This window comes from Bradyrhizobium sp. Gha, from assembly GCF_900113735.1.
Lineage (GTDB): Bacteria > Pseudomonadota > Alphaproteobacteria > Rhizobiales > Xanthobacteraceae > Bradyrhizobium.
The window spans coordinates 72,601-92,148 of the sequence record NZ_FOQM01000001.1 but is presented as its reverse complement, the minus strand read 5'-3'; the positions used below and the strand labels follow the sequence as shown (position 1 = coordinate 92,148).

The 19,548-nt window shown below is 59.2% G+C and carries 17 protein-coding genes; 10 read left to right on the top strand and 7 right to left on the bottom strand.

Translation table 11 applies throughout. From position 1 onward, the window contains the following. Window positions 1-299: 299 nt before the first annotated feature. The 4 genes from BM222_RS00530 to BM222_RS00515 all read right to left on the bottom strand — a co-directional run bounded on the left by BM222_RS00530 (window position 300) and on the right by BM222_RS00515 (window position 8,373). Complete coding sequence (locus BM222_RS00530; RefSeq protein ID WP_244546968.1) at window positions 300-5,816, bottom strand: trifunctional serine/threonine-protein kinase/ATP-binding protein/sensor histidine kinase; 5,517 nt, start codon at window positions 5,814-5,816, stop codon at window positions 300-302. Between the two features lie 359 nt (window positions 5,817-6,175). After that, window positions 6,176-6,703 (bottom strand): Dps family protein, encoded by a 528-nt coding sequence (locus tag BM222_RS00525; RefSeq protein ID WP_092226217.1) that lies wholly within the window; start codon window positions 6,701-6,703, stop codon window positions 6,176-6,178. Beyond that, the gene (locus BM222_RS00520) at window positions 6,700-7,284 is read right to left on the bottom strand and encodes a YkgB family protein (RefSeq protein ID WP_092226213.1); all 585 of its coding nucleotides are present in this window, start codon (window positions 7,282-7,284) and stop codon (window positions 6,700-6,702) included. Before BM222_RS00520 ends, BM222_RS00525 begins: the two co-directional genes overlap by 4 nt. Before the next feature lie 81 nt (window positions 7,285-7,365). Next, window positions 7,366-8,373, bottom strand: coding sequence for an alpha/beta fold hydrolase (locus BM222_RS00515; RefSeq protein ID WP_092226210.1), 1,008 nt, complete (start codon window positions 8,371-8,373; stop codon window positions 7,366-7,368). A gap of 476 nt (window positions 8,374-8,849) precedes the next feature. Here BM222_RS00515 and BM222_RS00510 point away from each other — a divergent pair, with 476 nt between their 5' ends. The 3 genes from BM222_RS00510 (at window position 8,850) to BM222_RS00500 (ending at window position 10,270) form a co-directional block, all read left to right on the top strand. Continuing rightward, window positions 8,850-9,215, top strand: a complete 366-nt coding sequence (locus BM222_RS00510; RefSeq protein ID WP_092226207.1) for a response regulator transcription factor — start codon at window positions 8,850-8,852, stop codon at window positions 9,213-9,215. A gap of 44 nt (window positions 9,216-9,259) precedes the next feature. Then, window positions 9,260-9,874, top strand: a complete 615-nt coding sequence (locus BM222_RS00505) for a sigma-70 family RNA polymerase sigma factor (protein ID WP_244546967.1) — start codon at window positions 9,260-9,262, stop codon at window positions 9,872-9,874. Window positions 9,875-10,012: 138 nt separating this feature from the next. After that, window positions 10,013-10,270 (top strand): hypothetical protein, encoded by a 258-nt coding sequence (locus BM222_RS00500; RefSeq protein WP_092226205.1) that lies wholly within the window; start codon window positions 10,013-10,015, stop codon window positions 10,268-10,270. Window positions 10,271-10,528: 258 nt separating this feature from the next. Here the strand turns inward: BM222_RS00500 and BM222_RS00495 are convergent, their stop codons facing one another. After that, window positions 10,529-11,227 carry an alpha/beta fold hydrolase gene (locus BM222_RS00495; RefSeq protein WP_349509839.1) on the bottom strand — a complete coding sequence of 233 codons (699 nt, stop codon included), beginning with the start codon at window positions 11,225-11,227 and terminating at the stop codon, window positions 10,529-10,531. Window positions 11,228-11,850: 623 nt separating this feature from the next. Here BM222_RS00495 and BM222_RS00490 point away from each other — a divergent pair. The 6 genes from BM222_RS00490 to BM222_RS00470 all read left to right on the top strand — a co-directional run bounded on the left by BM222_RS00490 (window position 11,851) and on the right by BM222_RS00470 (window position 17,177). Next, complete coding sequence (locus tag BM222_RS00490; protein WP_177242973.1) at window positions 11,851-12,465, top strand: response regulator transcription factor; 615 nt, start codon at window positions 11,851-11,853, stop codon at window positions 12,463-12,465. A 293-nt stretch (window positions 12,466-12,758) separates the two neighbouring features. After that, complete coding sequence (locus BM222_RS00485) at window positions 12,759-13,739, top strand: helix-turn-helix transcriptional regulator (RefSeq protein WP_092226202.1); 981 nt, start codon at window positions 12,759-12,761, stop codon at window positions 13,737-13,739. 200 nt (window positions 13,740-13,939) lie between these two features. Beyond that, a complete protein-coding gene (locus BM222_RS00480) occupies window positions 13,940-14,800 on the top strand; it encodes an alpha/beta fold hydrolase (protein ID WP_092226201.1) in 861 nt (286 codons plus the stop codon). A 109-nt stretch (window positions 14,801-14,909) separates the two neighbouring features. Then, a complete protein-coding gene (locus tag BM222_RS00475; protein WP_092226200.1) occupies window positions 14,910-15,656 on the top strand; it encodes an SDR family oxidoreductase in 747 nt (248 codons plus the stop codon). Between the two features lie 116 nt (window positions 15,657-15,772). After that, window positions 15,773-16,057 (top strand): FAD-dependent oxidoreductase, encoded by a 285-nt coding sequence (locus BM222_RS42770; protein WP_283810211.1) that lies wholly within the window; start codon window positions 15,773-15,775, stop codon window positions 16,055-16,057. Continuing rightward, window positions 15,951-17,177: a dihydrolipoyl dehydrogenase family protein gene (locus tag BM222_RS00470; RefSeq protein WP_244546966.1), complete on the top strand. Its 1,227-nt coding sequence runs from the start codon at window positions 15,951-15,953 to the stop codon at window positions 17,175-17,177. Before BM222_RS42770 ends, BM222_RS00470 begins: the two co-directional genes overlap by 107 nt. A 68-nt stretch (window positions 17,178-17,245) precedes the next feature. On the opposite strand, the gene BM222_RS00465 is transcribed toward BM222_RS00470, so the two are convergent. After that, window positions 17,246-18,007, bottom strand: a complete 762-nt coding sequence (locus BM222_RS00465) for a ferredoxin reductase (protein ID WP_092226197.1) — start codon at window positions 18,005-18,007, stop codon at window positions 17,246-17,248. Further along, window positions 17,994-18,617, bottom strand: coding sequence for a sulfite oxidase-like oxidoreductase (locus tag BM222_RS00460; RefSeq protein ID WP_092226195.1), 624 nt, complete (start codon window positions 18,615-18,617; stop codon window positions 17,994-17,996). Before BM222_RS00460 ends, BM222_RS00465 begins: the two co-directional genes overlap by 14 nt. A gap of 265 nt (window positions 18,618-18,882) precedes the next feature. On the opposite strand from BM222_RS00460, the gene BM222_RS00455 reads away from it, so the two are divergent. Then, window positions 18,883-19,491: a cytochrome P460 family protein gene (locus BM222_RS00455; protein ID WP_092226194.1), complete on the top strand. Its 609-nt coding sequence runs from the start codon at window positions 18,883-18,885 to the stop codon at window positions 19,489-19,491. Window positions 19,492-19,548: the final 57 nt, after the last annotated feature.

Here is a 19,548-nt window from a genome sequence, read left to right as displayed (position 1 = left end):
CATGCTTTCGGTTTCGCTTGCTCACAATCTCTCGATTGTGATGGGTGAGCACCGACCTTGGTATGGGTTTCGCGAATGCCGCAGGCCGAGTCGAGTGTGAAATCGCCGTGCCGAGCATCGGAGAGGGCAGAGGCCTCGTCAGGATCGCGCAGACCTATTCAATGCGTCGGAATTGGGAAGGCGATCGTCACGAGTCGGCGCCAATCGGCCGCTTTCGTCTCCGGAGAAGTAGAGGGATAGCGGCCCGGTTCGAACATCAGCGCAACGTGCTCGCGGCGGCTATCCAGCCTTCCTCGAACTCAACCAATTCGAAGTCCATCGACGGGGACTGTAAACTGGAAAATAGCTCCTCGGGGCACATTTGCATCGGCCCAGAGCCTACCGCCGTGCGCAACGATGATTGAACGGCATATCGATAGTCCGATGCCAAAACCGCCCGGTTTGGTCGTGTAGAATGGCTCGAAGAGACGCTCAAAGCTTTCCGGCGCCAATCCCGGACCTGTATCCGCAATGGATACGAGTACGCTATCCGAATCGGCTCCCTCGGTGCGGATCAGAATTTCTCGCGCCCCTTTGTTTGTTTCGCCCATTGCCTCGATTGCATTCAGGATCAGGTTAACGGTGACTTGCTGCAGTTGGACGCGATCTCCGATGATCTTGGGCAAGCCTTCCGCGAATGTAGTTCGGACCGCGACGCCGTTTCGTGCTGCTTCGGTCTGAGTGAGCTCGATGACATTGCGTATTACCTCGTTGAGCGCCAATGAATCCCGTTTGGGCGGCGCTTTCTTTATAAGATCGCGTATTCGTCCGATCACTTCGCCTGAGCGGATGCTGTTCTGCACGACGCGTGTGAGCGCGTTGCGCGCCTGCTCCAGGCCAGGAGGGTCACGCTCCAGCCAACGCAAAGCCGCCTGGGCGCTGGCGATGATAGCGGTATTTGGCTGGTTGACTTCGTGGGCAATCGACGCCGTGAGCTGCCCCGTCACTGCGACGCGGTTTGCGTGAGCCAGCTCCATCTGCGCCTCGCGGTAGCGCTGCTCGCTCTCACGCGCTTCAGCTTCCGCGCGCTTGCGCTCACTGAGATCCAGCACGAAGGCAACACCCTGCTCGCGCTCATCCTCGAACAACGCGCCGCCGGTCAGCACCGGCACTCGGCTGCCGTCCTTGCGAAGGAACTCTTTCTCGAAGGGCTGTGCAACTCCGGTCGCCTTTAATTCCGCCCGGGCGCGAGCGGTGCGGTCTTGCCATTCCGGTGGCGTCAACTCGGCCCAGCACAACCGCCCCGCCTTGAGATCCTCCCGGTCGTATCCGATGGTCTTGAGGAACGATTGGTTGGCCTCGAGGATGTCAGGCGCATGATCGAAGATAAAGATCCCGATGATATTGGAATCAACCAGACGGCGTATCCGAGATTCTCGCTCCTGGAGTTCCCGGTAGAGGCGCGCATTATCCAGCGATGTGGCTGCCTCGGACGCAAGAAACTTCAGAACCGCAACGCGGGCGGGCGTGAACACGCGCGGCGCGAGATTGTTTTCGAGATACAGGAAGGCTACTGCCCGGCCTTGCTTGACGAGTGGCAGACATAATACCGATCGGGCGCGCTTGCGATGAAAGTAGCGGTCTGCGGCAAAGGCGCTGCTGGCCGAGGCATCGTCGAGAATGACACTTTGCTGCGTGCGCGCAGCGTAAAGAACGAGGGAATCCGGTATTTCGGCGCCGGAGATCGGCATTTCGTCAAGATCGACCGCGATCGCCCGGCCAGTGGTTGTCGCTTCCGCCTGGATCCGCAGCTGTGAACCTTTCGGCAAAATCAGAAGACCGCGTTCGGCGCCGGCATGTTCGATGGCTGTGCGCAGCACCGTATCGATGAGCTTCTCCTGTACGATCTCACCCGATACGGCCTCGGATACTTTGAGCACCGTTGCAAGGTCCAGATGTTCTGCCGGCGTCGCGATCGTACGCGGTCCAGCCGGTGTGGCTTCTCTCTCTCGGAGGCTCGGATACATCTCGTCGAGCTGCCGTACTTTCGCCTCAGCCCCCCAACGCAGGTAGCTATCGCGTGCTTTTGCCATATAAGAGAGGACGACCGTTTTCATGCGACGCGCTTCATGGAAGTATGCAGCGCGCTCTGCGGCAATCGCTTCTATCTGCACGAATCCGGCTTCCTCGGCCAACTGGATCGACTCTTCGTAAAGCCGCTCCGCTTCAAGTTCGCGACCCTCGATGCGTGCGATCTCCGCTGCTAGCAGCGCCTGTCGTCCGGCGAAGTTCGCCGGGCAGCGGGCGGACCAGTTTGTGAGCTTGCGGTGATGTTCACGGACTCCCTTGGCGTGCTTTTCACAGTCTTCAGGCAGACATGCATGATAGGCAACAGCATGGGCGAGCCCCGTATAGAATCGATATTCGGCGAACTCCGAATAGGCCCTGACGCACCATGAGAGTTTGTCTGCGCGTTCGGCGAGGGCAAGCGCGAGCTCGTGACGTCCTGCAAGCAGGTTCAGCTGGATTTGCATCGTGTAGTAAAAAAAGGCGCTTAACGGCTCCTTGCCGTCCGAAGGATGAGGCCCGATGCTGGCTGGTACTTCGAAACTGTGTTCCTCATCGTGCCCCATCAGGCCAAGTGCTAGATTTCTTTGTAGGACTGCAAACTCGGTGGATAGCCAGTTGCCCGAGGCTTCCGCGAAGGCAATTGCCTGCTCAGCGTGCAAACAGACCTCCGAGAGCGGATCACCGCAGAAGAGCGCCACTGACAACAGTCCGCGATGCGAGTACGCAGCAAAAGCCAAATCTCCGACCGCCAAGCAAATTTCAAGACTGCGCTGCATGAATGATCGACCGGATCGGATCGGACGAACCCATGGCGTCACATGCAGACCGAATACCAGAAGCGCCCGTCCGCTCAGTCCCAGTTGCGGCTGCTTATCGGCAAGGGCAGCTCCAAATTGTGATAGCCGGAATCCAAGCTCTGCATCGGCTGAATTGCTGGCCAGAACGCCGAATACGGTGGTCAATGGATAGCAGGATTCGGGGCAGATCCCATGCTCGAGCGTAAGCCGCGTGGCTGCCAGAAGCATCATATCGGACAGGTTGCGATCGGTAAGAAACGCTGGCGTGACGAGGTCGGCCAAAACGCCCATGGTTGCATGGTGGCCGGCATCGGTCATTGATGGCAATGCGCGAAGCTGGTCGTCGGACAATTCTCCGGCCAGATTTCGCAAGTGTTGCCGCTCATCGTCTACTTGGCTACGGCTCGGGTGACGGGACCAGTCGATCCCGACCTGGCGCAAGAACGCGAGACAGACATCGACCGCATGCTGAAGCCCACCTTCCACGGTGTAGAGCTGTGCCCGAAGCCGGGTTACATTCGCGCTCGCCTGAAGGTCCGAGCAGCTCTGCGACAGGACGATCAATTCCGCTTCGGCGACGTCTAAGTGACCGACAAGAAATTCGCACTCGGCATGCAGCAACGCGACAGCGAAAGCGGTCCGGCTGCAGCGCGGATGGGCTTCCTCTCCGAGCAGCTTGCGGGCGATTTCAAGGTAAACTATGGCGGCATGGTATGCCGCTGCATTCCGCGCGCGACGGCCGGCAGCGAGATTGACGGCAATGATCTGTTCCCGTTCAGACTCGCTCGACAAAGCGGTGATTCCGCGGTTGAGCTGGTTGGCGACGGCGTAGAGCCTCTCGCTCGTCTCTTGCTGTCCCTGGTCTGCTGCCAGTAATCTGCCAATCCGAAGATGTAGAGCCGCCCGCTTGACTTCGTCCGGCTCCAGCGCATAAGCGGCCTCCCGCACGCGGTCGTGAACGAAGGCGTAGGAGCTATTGAGAAGTCGAACCAACCCAAGACGAGCCGCGTCGCGCAAATCCGCATGAACCTCTTGCTCTGATGTCCCGTGCACGACGAAGAGCGTCGTCACCTCGGCGCCATCGCCCAAGCAAGCCAATTCAAGCAAGGCCTGCCGTGTTTCGCGGCGCAAGCCGCTCAGCTTCTCGACCATCAGGTCCGCGACGTTCTCCGTGTAGCCTTTGGCATGGATGTGCTCGAGATCCCAACACCACAGCGCCTTTTCATGATCGAATGCGAGCAATCCCTCTTCTGCGAGCGCGGACAAAAATTGGATCAGGAAAAATGGATTGCCGCCCGATTTCTCATGCATGAGCTGCGCTAGTGGCGCCGCGCGCGCCGGCTCGCAGCGAAGTGCGTCGATCGTATACTGCTCCACACTGCCGCGGGTGAGAGGTGCGAGGCTGATCTCTAGCACCCGCGCACCGCATTCGCGAACTGCAACGAGTTTTCGTGATAGCGGATGCTTGGCATCGACCTCGTTGTGGCGATAGGCCCCGATGAGGAACAGATATGGCAGATCGGATGGCGCCAATAGACTCTCGATTAAATCCAAAGTGGCGACATCCAGCCACTGCAGGTCGTCAAGGAAGAGAGCGAGAGGATGGCTTGCGGTGGCGAAGACGCCAATGAAGCGCCGAACGACCAGTTGAATGCGTCGGTGCGCGTCTTGTGGCGACGCGTCCGGCACCGGCGGCTGCTCGCCGATGATCAGGTGCAGTTCAGGGACCAGATCGATCATGAGCTGGCCCAGCGGGCCCAGGGCTTCGTTCAGAGCCTCGCGCCAGGGTGCTAGGTCGGCATCGCTCTTCGCCAGAAGGCCTCGAATGAGGCCCTGAAATGCCTGAGCGAGCGTCGCATAGGGCACATCGCGCTTATGCTGATCAAATTTACCCGATGCGAAGAGACCAGGCACCAATGCTTTATGCACTTCGTGGACTAACGCGGACTTGCCAATACCGGAATGGCCAGACACGAGCACCAGCTCGGGGGTACCCTCTCGGGCGACGCGACCGAACGAGGCCAGCAGGTTTCCGATCTCGCGCTCTCTCCCGTACAGCTTCTCGGGGATCAGAAGCCGGTCTGGTGTATCGGCTTGTCCGAGGACAAAGTCTTCGATCCGGCCCCGCGCTTCCCACGTGGCAAGGCAGCGCTGGAGGTCGTGCTTGAGGCCGGCGGCGGTCTGATAGCGCTCCTCGGCTGTCTTGGCCAGAAGCTTCATGATGATCGCAGAGACTGCGCCAGGCACGCCCTGTGTCCGTTCAGCTGGTGCTATCGGTTGCCTCGCGATATGGCAGTGCAGCCATTCCATGGGATCGGCGGCCGTGAATGGTAGGGCACCCGTGAGCATCTGGTAAAACGTGACGCCGAGGGCGTACAAGTCGCTGCGGGAGTCGATCGAGCGGTTCATCCGGCCGGTTTGTTCGGGCGCCATATAGGCGAGGGTTCCAGCGATGGTCTCGGGCGGATCAATCGCCTGTCGCTCGCGTGAAAGGCGCGATGCAATGCCGAATCCCGTGAACTTGATCTCGCCTGCGGCATTCACGAGAATATGTGCCGGCTTCAGATCCTTGTGGATCAGGCCACGCCGGTGAAGTTGCGTGAGGGCTGCGGCGATGGCGATCGCGAGCCGTAAAAAGCGGTCCAACTCTATGGGGACGCCGAACAGGCGGTCGAGGGGCTCGGCGCCTGGATCTTCGAGCGTCAAGATGGTTCGTCCGCGCTCGTGGACCAGCTCCAGCGGCCGCACGGCCCAAGCCTCCTCCAGCTCATGCCTCAATGCGTATTCGTGAGCAAGTTGGTCGAGGCTGGCCGGTATTGGATGCTCGGCGGCGAGCCTCACAACAAGAACCCTGCTGAGCTTGCCGTCCGCATTCAGTCGCCGTTCACGGCAGAAGATGCGTTCGCCGTCCTCCCACAGGATCTCGATGTCTCGATCACCCTTGATGGCAAAGCGAGAGGACACGATCATCTGCAGGTCCCAGATCCCCAGCCCTCTCACCGAAAGAAAGGCCGCTAATTGTCTGCCGACGAGCGTACTCCCTCGAAAAATGCCTTACAATAACCGTTGTTGCGGCCCTTGCCCACGCGCAGCACTCGCAGCTAATCCGGCCGAAGCGCGGTATCAAGCCGCCCTTTGAGACTTGTTTCCGGAAGTGCCGGTACGCTGCAGAAGCTGCGCGATGCCGGATTCCGGCTGTTTAGGCTCACAAACAGGCTAAGCGAGGCGGCTGATCTCGGTCGCTCATCTTAGCGCGTTGAGGAAGCTGCCCATCAGCCGTCCTCCTTTGGACTAGACCGCATGATCTCCACTTCGAACGCGGTACGCGCCTATGTCCGGCGATCGGCGTGGCGGGTGGCTTCGAACAAGAACCAGGTGCGTCGCTCGGCTTCGTCGATCCAGTTCTCCAACAGGCTCGCGGTCGCCACGTCGCCGTACTCGTCGCAGACGCCATGGGCCTCGCGCATACTTGAGGCGAGTTGCTTGTTGTCGTCGCGAAGCTCGGCGAGCATGTCCATCGGGGTCACAAACTCCGCGTCGTTGTCCAGAATCCGTGTCAAACGTGCGATGTGTCCGATCGACCGGAGCGTCGTCCCGCCGATCTTGCGAACGCGTTCGGCGATGGCATCGGTTGTCGCGAAGATCTCGTCGCCTTGCTCATCGAGTAGCAGATGAAAATCGCGAAAGTGCGGTCCCGATATGTGCCAGTGAAAATTTTTCGTTTTCAGATACGCTGCGAACATATCAGAGAGGAGCACGTTCAATGCGCCTGAGATATCGCGGACGGCATCTGGCGGCTGGTCTGTTGGTGTTTGGAGCGGGGCAGACTGCCGTGTTTTTGCATCCAGAATACTCATCCGTTCTCTCCGGTGGGTTGGACGATGAAATGCGAAGCACTATTGCTTCGCTCCTCGCGAGCGATTTCCACGAATTCCATTCGTTCTGGTCGTTCTGGGGCGCTCGCGCCTGCGCGCAGGATATCCTGCTTGAGCAGATAGACCGACGCGGCGAGTAGCACGACGTCCTTCATCAGAAAGAGAAATGGCAACGTGGCAGCGGGAAATCCGCCGGCGGGCGCCGCCCAGGGCTCTGGAAAGAAGGGAATTATGCTGACAGTGGCCAGGCAAGTTACGCATGAGCCCAACGAGCCGAAGATCGCCACCTTCCTATTCCAAAAGCCCAGTAACATGAGGCCGCCGATCACCCATTCTGCGCTGCCGAGAAAGAAGGCGGCGCCGCGTACGCCAAAAGCAGGATAGAGCCAGAAGATCAGGGGGCCATGGCTGATGAACGGGACCAGCGCGTGGGCCTCGTAGTCGAACCACTTCTGGCCACCGAAGACGAAGAAGACGACGACCATGGCCGCCCGAACGAGATGCAGGTCGAAGTCGCCTCTGACTATACCGAGCTTCGAGAGCTTTGCGATAAGCTGATCCATTTAAGTTGCTCGCACGCGCTGCGGGAGGGATTCGGAGCAGTTGCGCATCGGTCCTGGCCTGGGTCGTTGCGCTGGCAAGCGCTAGGTCGATAGGAACTTGCTCAGAAGCTCGGTTGTTTCGGTCGGGTTCTCTTCCGGAAAGAAGTGGCCACCCCTGACGGCCTGCCCATGCACGTTGTTGGCCCACTTCTGCCAGATCCCCAATGGACCGCCATATTCGCCGTAAAACGTGTCCAGCGGTCCGCCGGCGGCCCACAGATGCAGCATGGGGCAGGTGATACGTCGGGATTGGCTCAGATCTGCCTGGTCATGGTCGATATCCAGCGTTGCGGCCGCGCGATACTCCTCGCAGATCGCGTGCACGCGATCTGGATCGCGATACATCTCCGTGTATTCGGCTCTTATCTCGGGGCTGAAAGAGCCTTGGCCAAACGCGTTGTCGAACACCGCGCCAGGCGCACCCGCGAGATATTGTTCCGGCAGCGGTGCTTTCTGGGAGAGAAGACTCCACGGCCAATATGTCCTGGCGAATTTTGCATCGGCGTGGCCCCACGCCTCAGAGATCGGAATGACGTCAAAGACCGCGAGACGCTGCACCTTCTCGGGGTGATCGAGAGCAAGGCGGTACGACACGCGCCCGCCGCGATCGTGTCCGACCAAATCGAATTTAGCGAAGCCGAGCTTGTCCATAACGGCCACAAGTTCGTTCGCCATCGCACGTTTTGTATAGGGATAGTGATCCTCGGTTGAGGCGGGCACACCGCTGCGGCCATAGCCGCGAAGGTCGACACAGATCACCGTATGGTTCCGCGCGAGTTGGGGTGCTACATGGCGCCACATCAGGCTGGTGCGAGGAAACCCGTGAACCATGAGCAGCGGGGATCCATTTCCGTAACGCCTAATGAAAATCGTATTGCCGTCGACCGGGATCTCTGCGGTCTCAAAGTGATCGGAGGCAGTGGAAGCGACGTTTCCAGGTGATTGAGCGACAGCGCGCAGCGATAGAAGCGCTAAGGACAGAGCGGCGCCCGAGGCTGCCGTAATCGCCTGGACGACGGTGCGACGTTGGATCCTGGTCTTGCCTTTCATTGGCGATTTCCTTCGAAAAATCAGCGGTGCTCTCCGTACACGCTCCTCACGACGCTACAGCAGGTAGTAGCACGCGTGCGAGCATGCGCTTTCGCGGGATTGCGGCGTTTAGACTGTTCGTGCTGGATTTACCTTGCGCGATCTGGAATCGTCCGGCGGAGCGCGATTGCCGCCAGCGTTGAGTGTCCCGATCGGGCCCGCGGCAGACCCATACCAAGGTATGGGCCTATCTATCACAACCGAGAGATTGTGAGGAGGCCGTAGTTCAAAGCATGCTCCGGCAGCGCATGCGCAATCATCTGGCGCACGCATCGGAAGTTCCTCACTCGGGGAGACCAGCCATGCATGTTGGTTGGCAGTTGGACGTTGATCTTCGTGACCGCGATTGCCAGACCGATCGTGCGCTGAGTTGCGCTCGGGCCGACTTTGTGTCGACGAAGCTTCGGTGACGGTTCCGCCTTGAGGGGGTAAGTCTGGTGAACGTCCCTTTGGTTGGAGTCGTCGACGATGACGAGGCGCTGTGCCTGTCTCTGGTTGATCTGATGCGATCGATCGGTTATCGCGCGGAGCCGTTTGACCGGGCAGAGACCCTACTGAACTATCCTGACCGGTTCAGCTTCGACTGCATCATCGCCGATGTTCACATGCCCGGGATGGGCGGACTTAACCTCGTTCGAGAGCTTCAGGCGCAGAACATTGCGGCGCCGGTAATACTTATCACGGCTTTGCCTCACAAGCAGCTCGATGACGAAGCGCTTTCGATAGGCGCTTTCTGCCTTTTGAGAAAGCCATTCGAAACTAGCGCCCTGCTTGAGTGCCTCGACAGGAGCCTTCGCAAATGAAAGCGACTTCGGATGATGACAGGGCGTGCTCAGGAGCGAGCTCGATGTTGTCGAACAGCAAGGATGACCGAAATTCTTCGTCCCAGGGATGTGGAGATCCTTTGCGAAAGGAGGAGCTCAAGGCAGCGCGGTGGGAGATGTGGGACGAATGTTCGGAGCGTTGGGGCCGGCTCATGATCGCCGCGCGGGAGGGGGACAGCCGTGCCTATGAGCAACTGCTTCGAGAATTGGATCACTGGCTGCGTGGTTATTACGGGCGTCGGCTTCCTCATCCCGCTGCCGAAGATGCGAGGCAAGAAGCGTTGCTCGCCATCCATGCCAAGCGCCATACCTTCGCATCATCGCGACCTTTCGGCGCATGGGTGGTTGCAATTGCGCGCTACAAATGGATCGATCGCATGCGCGACACAGCGCGGAGCTCCGCGCTATCACTCGATGAGAACATCGCTGTCGAGGATCACGAAGGGTCCGCAATCAGCGCGGTCGCACTGGACCAGCTATTGGCTCGCCTGAAGCCCGCCCAAGAGAGTGTGATCCGTCTGGTGAAGCTCAAGGGCTTGAGCATTGCGCACGTGTCCGATGCGACCGGCCAGTCCGCGGCCCTGGTCAAGATCAATATCCACCGAGGCCTAAGGAAGCTGGCGGCATTGGTTTCCTGAAGTGCGTTTGCATTCCGGGCGTCCCAGCTCGAAGTCTAACAATATCCCCTCAACCGCAATAATTCGGCAACAGTGGGCTCCGACCGATCCTCGCATAATGTGAATGCTCACTGCGGCTTCGTACCAATCAGGCGACATATGTACTTTCGTCCAACGCTTGTCTTCTGTGCCGTAGCTGCCCTGCCGCTCATGGCCCTGGCTGACCCTGCGTCGGCTCCGCCATCGAAAGAACAGGGTTCGGCTGAGAACGTACATGTGCAGCCGCGCGGGAATACATTCATGCCAAGCTCGGCAGCCGAGGATGCGGTGCAGAAGGGTATTACGGATTTCAACGAGAAGCAGGAAGTTCTGGATGAGAAGTTCGACAAAAAGCTGGAAATTTGCCGTGGTTGCTGATCTATGTGATGGTGGTTGGCGAGCTATCCGAGCAAGCACGGGGCCCATGTCGAAAGCAGGAACTGTCGAAGCGCTCTGGGACATTCCAGCCAAGCTTGATGGAGGGCCGCCGCCATTCAATGGCGCATCGAGCTCGACTGCGCTTCTGACGGTTTGGTTCGGCGGCTCCTGCTCGAACTAGGTCGATCGCTGGTGCCGACCGTGATTGTCGGCTAGACAGGGCAAGCGGTCGCGGCGCTTTGCGCTGGTGGCGCCCTCCTAGCGGAGGGTTGCGGCCATAGCGCTTCCGATGAATCCGACAACCTTGTCCGGCGCCGTGATGATCGGTGTATGATCGACTTCAAAGCGCTGCATCTCTGCCTTCATCCGTGTCGCCATGAACTCCTGTGTCCTCGGATTGATCATGCGGTCTTGCTCAGCAAGGAAATACCAAGACGGCACGCTCTTCCAGAGCGGTGTTTGAACCTTCTCCTGAATACAGGCGACATTTATCGGACGCTGCACCGCCGCCAGGACGGCATTCTCCTCGCTCATCGCGTGTTGTGCGAAGGCGGACGAATAGCCGGAATCGGGCATCCAGATGTATCCATCAGTGTCAGGTGCCAGCCGCGGCGCCTGCGGATGTGGGGACTCACGATAGAAGACGTCCGCCACGGTCTCTCCATCGTCGGGCGCCAATGCTGACACGAATACGAGTCCGCGCACACGGTTGCTTTTGGTCGATGCGATCACGGCGCCGGCGTAAGCGTGAGCCGCCAGCAGGACGGGCCCATCGATCCGTTCGAGCATCCGATCAAGAGCTCGAACATCGTCAGAGAGCGTAGTCAGAGGGATGGGTGCTGCCACACTTGCCACACCGCCTGTCCTCAGGAGACGGATGACATGCCTCCAGCTTGATCCGTCCGCCCAAGCTCCATGGACCATAACGACCGTCAATTGCGTATGCGAGATGCTCATGCTGACCTCCGTAGAGTTTGAAACTGATCCAGGTTGAACGATCGTGATGACGACAGCTAAAAACGCGGTCGGTGAAGGCCATTATGCACTCCGGTCTGGGAAATTTCGCGCTCACGAACCTGTTATCGGTTGCCAAGTGGCTCGGCGATGAGATCGCCTCGGTGTGATTCAATATCATTCGGGCCGATCATCAGCCTGGTTACAGTCGTCAGAGGATTTTCGAGAGGAGCCTTGGTTGGCCCCATCCTGCGTGGTCGACCTCTCCCGTGAGCACCTGTCTCTGCCGTTGGAGGCATCCGACGGTAGTTCTAGGTTCCCCACGCCAGAAACTTGGCAACCGTCAGTAGGCCAGCTAAATGTTCCCAACTGCCGGCCGCGCTCCCTGATTGCGCGGGGACGCCAAGGCGCGATGAGATCGGGCAGGATACAAGTCTATCATTCCAAGGCGACCTATCGGGATGCATAGAGATGATAGTTAGCGCGAGACATCTCGGTATGGGGCGCAAGATGGTCAACGTCCATGGAGGACGGCTATGGGTGGAAGAAAACGGGAGGTGTGGGACGAGGTTCGCTTTCAATCTCCCACTCCGCCAGCCGATCGAGATGTCAGCAAGCCGTTGAGTATGCTGTCTTCGGCCATTGTTCATATCGTCGATGATGACAAGCAGGTTCGTGAATCGCTTGGCGACCTTCTCGAATCCGTCGACTATTGTGTCGCTCTGTACGGGTCCGCTTCGGATTTTCTAAAAGCCAAATTACTCGACGCGCCTGCGTGCTTGGTGCTCGACGTCAGGTTGCCTGGTACAAGTGGTCTTGAGCTGCAAGAGTATCTGACGAAAATCAACGTCGGAATTCCAGTCATCCTGATGACTGCGTTTGGTGACATCCCCATGTCGGTGAGAGGCATGAAGTTGGGCGCAATCGACTTCCTCACCAAGCCGATACGGGATCAGGACCTGCTCGATGCCGTCGCGGCCGCAGTGCAAAAAGATAGAGAGCGTCGCGCCGATCTTGCTCAGCTCGCAGAATTGCAGGAGAAATACGCGCTTCTGACCGTTCGCGAGCGACAAGTGATGGCACTGGTTGCGGCAGGTCTGATGAACAAGCAGGTCGCCAGCGAGCTGTCGATCAGCGAAGTCACCGTCAAGATGCATCGTGGTAGCCTCATGCGAAAGCTGGGAGCCAGGACCACTGCGGCGCTCGCGCGCATGGCTGAGGCGCTCGACCTCAAAAGGTGAAGCGCGCCGCGCGAGAGACGGTCTCATACGACGGCGTGGCGGAGCAAAACCCATACCAAGGTATGGGCCAGAGTACCACAACTGAGAGATTGCGCGTGTCGGTCGCGAAAAGCATGGTTCGCCGAGCTTGGCTGTCGGCCGGTGCTGATAGCTGGCTTTCACCCATGAGGTGATGCCATGGATATCATTCGTCCTCATCCTGCCTGCGATGCCCTGAGATCGTCTCGGGTCTGCGGAAGTCCCGTCGCGAACGGACGCACCCTTCCGGCGCGAGCGGGTAGAGGACGATAGCGATGGGCTACGTGTCAAATTCGAATGAACAACGGAGCGGCTCCGGCCCTTCTTTCGCCGTGTCGTCGAGCCGATCAGAGGGCGAGGCGCATTCCCTGGGGTCGGCTCGGGTGGTCGGCTTTCATCAAACCGTCAGGATAATGCCCTCAGAGCCAGTAAAGCGCCTCGGAACGGGTTGGCACTGGTGGTTTTCGGAAAATATTCACGTCCCCGTCAGTAAAAGGATTGAGTTTCACTTTCAAGGAGCGAGGCATCTCCTCGCGCTGTACAACGAGGGAGCGCGAAAGGACGGGGAGACCTCGATCGACGGGGTATATGCGTCGAAGCTTCGGGGTTTCGAGCATCGGCTCACCTTTGTGCCAGCTGGACACGCCTTTCGCGAATGGCATGAGACCGTTTCGTCCACGCGAGTGACGTTTCTCTACGTGGACCCGGCTGCCTTCCAGAGGCCGGACGACGCCGAAGTCAGTTTCCTGCCTAGAGTCTATTTCGAGGACTCGTTGGTCTGGGAGACGGCATCGAAACTGAAGAACGCAATCGAGGGCGGCGAGACGAATCGTGTGCCATATCTGGAGGCGCTCTCCAGCGTGCTCGCGCACGAGCTATCCCAGCGGAACCAAGACCTCTTTCGCGAGTCAGCGCCCATTAATCGTGGAGGTCTCGCGAGCTGGCAGAGGCGCATCGTGATTGAGTACATTGAGGAGCATCTTGGAGAGCAAGTGTGTCTTCTAAAGCTTGCAGAACTCGCGCGGCTTAGTCTTCACCACTTTTGCCGCGCGTTCAAACAATCGTTCGGCGTCCCGGCCTACCAATATCAGGTGCAGCGACGCATGGAGCTCGCCAAGCTGCTGCTCGCTGACCATGCAATCTCGATTACAGACATCGCGCTCAGTTTGGGCTATGCGCAAACGAGCTCGTTCAGCTCGGCTTTTCGAAAGACAACAGGATGGACGCCGACGACATTTCGCAGGGAGTTCAAATAAGCTGATGGCGGCAATTGGTCGGCCTTGGCAGGTCAGGCATCCTGCGCGTCCCGGATGCGACGAGCACGAGAAATAATTCCTGGACCTTCTGTAACCGGATCCCACGGACCCGCGAATTGTTGGTCTGACGTCGGATCTGCTCTCTACGGGCACAATCGTATCCAGTGAGCAGGACGGGGCTAGATCGGGAGAAGTGACCTATGAAGACTATTCGATACCGCAAGGTCAACGTCGACGGGCTGAATGTGTTTTACCGGGAAGCCGGCCGGGCTGATGGGCCTGCGTTGTTGCTGCTTCACGGATTTCCGACTGCCGGCCACATGTTTCGGGATCTGATCCCGGCACTGTCCGATCGCTTCCGTCTTGTTGCGCCGGATCTGCCCGGTTTTGGCCAGTCGGACATGCCGGCTCGCGAGCACTTTACTTACACCTTCGCCGCGCTAGCCCAAGTGATGGAGCGGTTCACCGAGGTGATCGGGCTTACTCGCTTCGCAATCTACGTCTTCGACTATGGTGCGCCGACCGGCTTTCGGATGGCGCTTTCGCATCCTGAGCGGATCACCGCTATTATTTCCCAGAACGGAAATGCCTACGAAGAGGGGCTGAGCGACGGCTGGAATCCAATCCGCGCCTATTGGCGGGATCCGTCTGAAGCGAATAGGACGGCGCTTCGATCGTTCCTTTCGCCCGAGACAACCATCTGGCAATACACGCACGGCGTCCCCGATACGTCACTCGTTTCGCCCGACGGGTATTCGCTCGATAACTCTTATCTGGCGCGCCCGGGCGCCGATCAAGTGCAGCTGGATCTTTTCGGCGACTATAAGACTAACGTCGCTATGTATCCCGAATTCCAGGCCTACTTTCGGAAGCACAGGCCGCCGTTCCTAGCAGCCTGGGGAAAAAACGATCCGTTCTTTTTGCCGCCGGGTGCGGAGGCTTTCAAGCGCGACATCCCGGGTGCCGAAGTGCGCTTCTTCGATACCGGACACTTTGCGCTCGAAACTCATAGCGACGAGATAGGCGCGGCGATCCACGAATTTTTCGATCGGTCGCGGTGAGGGCGCGCGGACCCTGCCGCGCACGCCGCCAGAGAACGATAGCGTCGGTTCCGGAAGAAATGCGGTTGTGCCGGACTGATCTGGTAGCTCGCAAAGGAGAACTCCAACGATGAAGTCGGTCGCGATCGTCACGGGCGCGAGCCAGGGCATCGGCAAGGCCACCGCGGTGCGTCTGGCGCACGATTTCTCTGCGGTTGTGCTGGTTGCACGGAGTCGGGCCAATCTTGAGGGCACTGCGGAGGCAGTCAAGCGCGCCGGGTCCGAGACTCTGGTCATCGACGCCGATCAAAAGATCGTCGATCAGACACTGACGGCGTTTGGCCGAATTGATGCCCTGCTCAACATCGCAGGCGCGGTACCTCAAATTGATCTGTTCGAGATGACTGATGCACAGTGGGAAGGTGGATTGGCGTTGAAGCTGCACGGCGCCCGCCGCCTCACGATCGCTGCCTGGCCGGCGCTGAAGGCAGCAAAAGGCGCTGTGGTGTTGATGTCGGGCAACTCCGCCTTGGTCCCGAAGGCTCCTTATGCAGCTGTCGGTACGATCAATGCTGCCATCATCGCGCTGGCCAAGGCGTTCTCCGGTCGAGGCATCAGCGACGGCGTACAGGTCAACACCGTCCTACCCGGCCCCGTCATGACGGAGCGGCGCCGTTCATACCTCAAGCACTGGGCTCCGTTGCACAACATGACTGTCGAGGAGGCAACGGCCAACTTTCCGAAAGAAGCGGGCATCGCGCGCTACGGTGAGCCAGAGGAGATCGCCGAGTTGATGGCGTTTCTCGTGTCGCCTGGCGCGCGCTGGATGACCGGATCGGCGTTGCGAATGGACGGCGGGGAAGTGAAGTCGATTTGACTGGTTCGCGGCGGCGCCAGGATCGTCGAGGGGCCGACTGCAAAGATCACTCGCGATGGCGGCGCCAGACGGGCTTGCAATGGCGAGATCATCATCGTCAAGGAAAGGAGATCACCATGGCTCATCCCGAACATTTCGACGTCGTCATTCTCGGAAGTGGCCAGGGTGGAAAGCTGCTGGCCTGGGATCTCGGCCGGTCGGGCAAAAAGGTTGCTGTCGTCGAGCGCCGCTGGGTCGGTGGGTCGTGTCCTGCCGTCGCATGCCTTCCCTCCAAGAACGAGCTGTGGAGTGCTCGTGGCCCATCTTGTCCGGAACGGAGGCCGGTTTGGCACGCTCGCGCAGGACATCAAAATCGATATGGCCAAGGTACGGCACCGCAAGCAGGTTATGGTCGAGCGTGAGATCGCGTTCCACCTTCACGCTTACAAGGAAAGCGGTGCCGAGCTCATCATGGGCAATGGCCAGTTCGTGGGCCCGAAGACGATCGAGGCGAAATTGAACGACGGCGGTGTGCGCCTGCTGGCGGCCGATCAGATCGTGATCAACGTCGGCTCGCGCGCCGCTATCCCGGATGTTCCAGGCTTGCGCGACGCGCGCCCGCTGACGCACATCGAGGCACTCGAGCTGGATGAGGTGCCGCCGCACCTCATTGTGCTGGGCGGCGGCTACACCGGGATCGAGCTGGCGCAAGCCTATCGCCGGTTCGGCAGCCGGGTCACGATCGTCGAACCAGGAACGCAAATCATGGGACGCGAGGATCCTGATGTAGCGGAAGAGATCCGTGCAATTCTGAGCCGCGAAGGAATCGACGTCGCATTGAAGGCGCGGCCCTGGAGCGTTCACGGCCTCTCCGGGGACGCCGTGATTGTCACGGTTCAAACAGAAGGCGGCAAACGCCCGATCGAGGGCAGTCATCTGCTCGTAGCGGCCGGCCGGATCGCAAACACAGCGGATATTGGCCTCGATAAGGCCGGTATCGGGTTGGACGATCGCGGATTCCTCCGGGTCAACGATCGGCTTGAGACGACGGCACCTGGCATATTTGCTATTGGCGAATGCGCAGGTAGTCCGCAGTTTACGCATGTCTCGGTCGATGATTTCAGGATCGTGCGGGACAACATGGCCGGAGGAAATCGCGGCAAAAGCGGCCGGCTGATTCCCCATGTGGTGTTCACCGATCCTCCGCTCGCGCGTGTCGGGCTATCGGAGACCGAGGCGCAGCGCGAAGGCGTCTCAGTGCGTGTGGCAAAGCTGCCAATGCGGAATGTCCTGCGCACCGAAGCAACCGATGAAAAGGACGGCTTTATGAAAGTGCTGGTCGGAGCGACGCATGACCGGATCCTGGGCTTCACGATGATCGGGGCTGAGGCGGGCGAGGTCATGGCGATCATGCAGGTGGCGATGCTGGCTGAGCTGTCCTATTCGAGTATCCGTGAAGCGGTCATGGCTCATCTGACGGTAGCGGAGGGGCTCGGGCCTCTGTTTGGAAATATGCCGGCGCGGCTGCAGAGCCAATCGTAGCGGGCTATCAGATGTGAGCAGACTATCTGTGTTCCCGGCGAGCCTTCGCGCGCTCGCCGGCCCTAACGTTATCCTCCCGATGGTCCAAAGCGTTCGGTTTTGATGCTTAAGGGCTCGTAGCCCATCGTCACGAGCATGCTTGAGATGCCCTCGACGAATCCCGTCGGTCCGCAAACATAAAACGTCGGATTTTGTTCGCGCGGGAAGCAGTTGTTTGCGAGCAGGGTCTCGTCGACCCGCCCCCGATGACCAGGCCAATCGCGTGGCTGTTCGCGGGTCAGCGCGTAGACCAGACGGAGGCCTTTGTCACGATCTGCCATGCCGTCGAGTTCATCGCGGTAAATCACGTCGGGAAGGCTGCGGGCAGAATAGATCAAATACGCAGGTATTCGGTCGAGCGACCTTTCGCGGTGGCGAAGCATGGACATTAGCGGCGTAATTCCTGCCCCGCCCGCGATAAGACAAATTGGGCCGCGGAGACTCCGGGTCCAGACGAAGTAGCGCCCGATGGGGCCGCGGAACTCGAGGTGGTCACCAACGCGCAGCTCGTCGAGAAGATATGGGGAAACCTCTCCCTCCTTGACCCGCTCCACGGTGATAGTGAGCAGTTTGTCTTCCGGAGGGGACGCGATGGAGTAGCTCCGTTCAGCTTGATAGCCGTCATCGGCCGTGAGGCGTATGTCAACGTGCTGGCCGGGCCAGTGTCCCAACCAGCTCATTGGCTCCAAAATGATACTCTTGACCCGGTCCGTTTCGGCCACAACAGCTTGCACCCGACCGAGCTGCCACTCGATTTTGTGCGGCGAGGCATGCGCATCAGTCACCATCATATCTCTGCTCCCGCCACGGATTGCCATAGTTGTGATATCCGCGCGATTCCCAGAAGCCGGGCTCGTCCTTGGCCATGAAACGAAGCCTTCGCAGCCACTTGGCGCTCTTCCAAAAATAGAGATGCGCGACAAGAAGGCGTGCTGGGCCTCCATGTGAAGGCGCGATCGGCAGGCCCTCGCAACGGGTCGCAATCATTCCTTGTCCTGCGATCAAATCGGCAACGGGGACGTTAGTCGTGTACCCGCCGTCGCAGTGGGCCATGACAAAGCCTTCCGGCGGTTCCTGCAGGCCGACTGCCTTCAGAAGATCGTCGAATGTGACGCCCTGCCAGGTTGTGTCGAGCTTCGTCCATTTGGTGACGCAATGGATGTCGGTTTTGATCGTGGTTTGCGGCAGCGCCTCGAACTCTTCCCAGGTCCACGATCCCAGAATCGATCCGCCAAGCTGAAGCCCCAGCTTCCATTCCGCGGCTCGAATGTCCGGAGTAGGTCCGGCTGAAAGAACCGGAAAGTCGGTCGTCAGATACTGTCCGGGTGGCAGCCGCGTCTTCACAGAAGTCGGTCGCTTCGATTTGAAGCCGCGAGAAACAGGAGGCTCATTTTGATTCATGGAATCGTGCCCTTGTTCGCATGACTGTCGCACTGAAGTTCTGGCAGTACGCTGGCCCGCCGTGCGGGCGGCAGGGTTAGACATGAAGCTTGGTCGGTAGTTTGTCGACGGGGTCTTCGCCGAATGCGTCAAGATAGAAAAAACCGCAGCAATCATCGAAGTGCGCGATCCACAGCATCTCGCTATCACGTTGACCGTCTACGCCCGGCAGGGTTTTCGTCGATCGCCGGCACCGCGCGTACGGCTAGAATCGCAGGAGAGGGTGATGCGTTTGGGAGCCCAGGCAGCAGCGGTGGTCATTGCAGGCAGTGCAGTTGCAACGATCCTGTTTTTTGGATCGCTCAAGACCGGAAAAGCGCAGAGCAACACGCGCTACTTGCCGGAATACACGGCCGATGGGCAACTGATCTTGCCGAAGAATTTCCACAAATGGGTGTACGTCGGCTCGCCCCTGACTCCAAATGCCCTCAACGGAGGCCAGGCGAATTTCCCGGAATTTCACAACGTCTATATCGAGCCGGGCTCGTACGAAATTTATAAGAAGACTGGCCTATTCCCGGAGGGGACGATCCTGTTCAAGGAGCTGCAGCTGACGTTGCCGCAACAAAATGCCGATGGATCACGAACGGAGCCATCGGGGCAGGGGTACTTTCCGGGTAAATGGAATGGCGCCGACGTAACCGTGAGGGACTCGAAACGTTTCGCCGATACCAACGGGTGGGGATATTTCAACTTCAACCACCATGAACCAAAAGCGCCGACCGCCAAGGTCAAGTCGAAAGACGAGTGCGCTTACTGCCACATCGCCAATGCCAAGAAGGACGAGGTGTGGACCCAGTTTTATCCGCTGCTGGACGACAAGGACGTGCAATGACTTCCGGTCTGCGCAGCGCCCGGCATCACCACTATCGTGTGACGGGCATCGGCATCT